Annotated in this window: 2 protein-coding genes and 1 pseudogene; 1 reads left to right on the forward strand and 2 read right to left on the reverse strand. The window is 75.3% G+C overall.

The features are described from left to right. Window positions 1–51: 51 nt before the first annotated feature. Both AAHZ94_RS30545 and AAHZ94_RS30550 read right to left on the reverse strand, forming a co-directional pair. The gene (locus tag AAHZ94_RS30545; RefSeq protein WP_349996970.1) at window positions 52–1,494 is read right to left on the reverse strand and encodes an extracellular solute-binding protein; all 1,443 of its coding nucleotides are present in this window, start codon (window positions 1,492–1,494) and stop codon (window positions 52–54) included. Window positions 1,495–1,769: 275 nt separating this feature from the next. Further along, window positions 1,770–3,089: a carbohydrate kinase family protein gene (locus AAHZ94_RS30550; RefSeq protein ID WP_349996971.1), complete on the reverse strand. Its 1,320-nt coding sequence runs from the start codon at window positions 3,087–3,089 to the stop codon at window positions 1,770–1,772. Between the two features lie 313 nt (window positions 3,090–3,402). Here AAHZ94_RS30550 and AAHZ94_RS30555 point away from each other — a divergent pair. Next, window positions 3,403–3,601, forward strand: a pseudogene (locus AAHZ94_RS30555) (ArsR family transcriptional regulator); the annotation flags it as partial.

Raw genomic sequence — 3,601 nt, forward strand, 5'->3', positions numbered from 1 at the left:
ATATGTTTATAAGACACAGGGCCCCCCCGCCGGTGGCCGCTCCGGTGCCGGTCATCGGCGGGCCTGCCCGGGGCCGCGGTCGCCGCGCGCTCCGCTGCGCGCCTGGCGTCGCTGTTCGGCCAGGAAGGCCGCGTAGTCGCGCTGGGCGGCGGCGGTGAAGCGCTCGGGCGATACGGTGCCGGCGATGACGCCCTGGAGTTGCTCGGAGAGGGTGTCGTAGAAGGTGGGCGTGGTGTAGTCCAGGTAGGGCACCAGTCCGTCGGCGTCGTTCAGCCGGCGCCAGCCGTCGAGCATCTGGCCGTCGACGCTCTCGGCCGGCACCGCGGCGGCTGCCGTGCCGGGCACGGCCGGCAGGACGCCGTGCCCGGTCATCACGTTGGCGGCGTGTTCGCTGGTGAGGAAGTCCAGGTAGGCGGCGGCGACCTCGGGGTGCTCGCTGCGCGAGGTGATCGACCAGGCCAGGCCCTGGCCGCCGGTGGAGACCGGGTCGGCGCCGGCGGTGGCGGGTGGCGGCGGGATCAGTCCGAGCTTGTCGCCCATCGCCTTCTTCAGGTCGGCCAACTGCCAGGTGCCGGTGAGCAGGTACGCGCCGTCGCCGGCGGCGAACTTCTTGGCCGCGTCGTCGTAGCCGAGTCCGTTGGCCCCTTCGGGGAGGTAGCCGCGGCGGTGCCAGTCGGCGAGGGTGGCCGCCGCCTGCCGGGTCCGCTCGTCGTCGAAGCGCCCGGTGCGGCCGAAGACCGCGTCGCGTACGGCGGTGGCCGCGGACTGGTTCTGGAGCACGCCGAAGGTGTGGATGGCCGGGTACTTGTCCAGGTTGCCGAACTGGATGGGGAGTCGGCCGTCGTCCTTGAGCCGCCGGAGGCCGCCGGTGAACTCGGCCCAGGTCCGCGGCGGGCGCAGGCCGCTCTTGGCCAGCAGGTCCTTGTTGTAGTAGAGGCCGACGAACTCGCCGGTCTGCGAGATGCCGTACAGCCGCCCCCGGCCGAAGTCGCGCCCGTCGGCCGAGACCCGGTTGAGGTCGAGCAGGGTGGCCGGGTAGCGGGTGTTCCAGTCGTAGATGCCGGCGTAGCTGTCGAGCGGGGTGAGCAGGCCGGCGCGGACGAAGGCGACCATGTCGGGGTAGCCCTGGTTGGCCTGGATGACGTCGGGTGGGTTGTTGCCGGTGAGGGCGAGCTTGAGGGTGGTCTTCAGGTCGGCGAAGCTGCGGGCGACCCGCTTGATGCGCACATTGGGGTAGGTGCGCTGGAACTCGGCGTTGAGCTGTTCCACCTCGGCGTTGGTGCCGCCGCGGATCTCCTGGTCCCAGACGGTGAGGGTGACCTTCCCGGCGCGCGCCGGGTCGGGGATGGCGGTGGCCGCGCCCGTGGTGCCGCCGCGGGCGGCCGATCCGTCGGTGCCGGGCACGCAGGCCGTGGCGAGCAGCGCCAGGCAGCCGATGACCAGGGCGTGGACCGTGCCGCGGGGGCGGGGCGCCCGGGCCGCTCGTGTGCGCATCGGATCTCCTTCGTCGAAGCGGGCGGTCGGCTTGGGGCATTCATCGCCGCAGCGGGTGGTCGGCTCATGGGATTCTTCGCCGCAGCAGGCAGCCGACTCGTGGGTCTCGCCGCAGCGAGTGGTCGGCCTACGGGTGTCGCCGTCGCGGCGGGCCGTCGGCTGGGGGATTTCTTCACCGAAGCGGGCTGTCGGCTCGCGGGATTCTTCGCCGCAGCAGGCGGTCGGCTCGCGGGTGTCGCCGGGTGGGAGCGTGCCCGCCGGGGGGCGCGGCCGGTTCATGCGCCGCGGAAGCCGAGGGTCGGCAGGGCGCGGCGGCTCGGCCCGGTGCGCCCCGCGCGCAACTCGGCCGGCAGCAGGTGGTCGAGGAAGCGGTAGCGCCGTTGGACTTCGGCGTCGGCGGCCGGGCCGTCCGTCCGGCCGCTGGCCCGCTCCCACCAGGCGGCGACCTCCGGCCAGCCGGGGGCGGCGAGCGAGCCGCCGAAGTGTTGCACCGACAGCGCTGCGGTGAGGTTGCCGAAGGCCAGCCGGTCGGCGAGCGGCCAGCCGGCCAGGGTGCCGGTCATGAAGCCGGCGGTGAACACGTCGCCGGCCCCCGTCGGGTCGAGCACGTCCACGGCGAGCCCCGGGACCTGCGCGTACTCGCCGGTGAGCGAGTCCACCGCAAGCGCGCCGGCCGCCCCGTCGGTGACCACGGCGATCGGCACCAGGTCGGCGATGGCGCGCACGGCGCGCTCCGGCGATGGGGTGCGGGTGTAGTGCTGGGCCTCGGCGGCGTTGGGCAACAGCGCGTGGCAGTACGGCAGGTCGGGCAGGGCCGCGGTCTGCCAGCGCCCGCTCCCGTCCCAGCCCACGTCGGCGAAGACCAGCGCCCCGTCCGCATGGGCCTGCCGCAGCCAGCCGTGGTGCCTGCCGGGTTCCAGCACGGTGACACAGCCGCGGGCGCGGGGCGGGCGGCTGCCGGCGGGCGGGGCCGGGTGCTCGTGGGTGACCATGGTGCGCTCGCCGTCGTACGCCATGGAGACGGTGAGCGGCGAGTGCCAGCCCGGCACCCGGCGGGAGGCGGTCAGGTCCACGCCCTCACCGTCGGCGAGGCCGTCCCAGCAGTAGTCGCCGTAGACGTCGGCACCGAAGGCGGCGGCCAGGCTGGTGCGCAGGCCGAGCCTGGCCAGGGCGGTGGCCATGTTGGCGATGCCGCCCGGGCTCTGCCCCATGCCGCGCGCCCACGTCTCGGTGCCGCACGCCGGCGCGTGGTCGAGGCCGGTGAAGACGATGTCCAGGAAGACGGTGCCGGTCAGATGGACGTCGAAGGCGGGGTCGCCGGGGCGGCGCACCGCGGCGAGCGGGTCGAACGCGGCGACACTCCGGTCGGCCGGGACGGCCTGACACGGGCGGGGGCGCCCGGCGGGGTCCGGGGGTTCGGGGGGCGCGGAGGAGCGGGGGCGCGCGGTGGGTGGGACGGGCCCGACAGCGTGCGGGGGCCCGGCGGAGTGCGCGGACTCGACGGAGTGCGGGAGCCCGACGGAACGCGGGGGCCTGGCAGGGTGCGGAGGTTCGGCGCCGTGCGGGTGTTGGGCGCCGTGCGGGTCGGCGCTCATCTGGCGCGCCCTCCCCGGTGCGTCCGGGCGACGGGGTCGGACGGGGCGGGTGCGCGGCCCCGCACCCCGCGGGTCTGCGGGTCGGTCGTGGCCCCGGAGCTCGACGGCCGTAACGCCCGCTCCGGCCCGGCGGGGACGGCGCGGTACGGGGAGCAGCACCGATGCGGCGAGCACCGATGCGGGGAGCAGCGCCGGTGCGGAGGCCGGCCCAACGCGTCAGCTTGCAGTGTCCATCGCTTCATGTGACGGAAACCTTGCATTGCCACGGCTGCGTTGTGCAAGGGTTCCGTCACAGTCGCGCAGACTCGCTCGTGTGCAGTACGTTGCGAACATGCTGCCCAAGGCCCGCCACGAGAAGCTGCTGAGTCTGCTCGGCGCGGAAGGCGTGCTGCCGATCCGGGAGATCGCCCGCCGACTCGCGGTCAGCGAGGCGAGGGGGGGCGGGGGCGGGGCCGCGCGCCGGCGCGCCCCCCGGCGGGGCCGCGGGGGCGGCGGCGCGCGGGGCGGCCCGC

Source organism: Streptomyces sp. HSW2009, from assembly GCF_040240285.1.
Classification (GTDB): domain Bacteria; phylum Actinomycetota; class Actinomycetes; order Streptomycetales; family Streptomycetaceae; genus Streptomyces.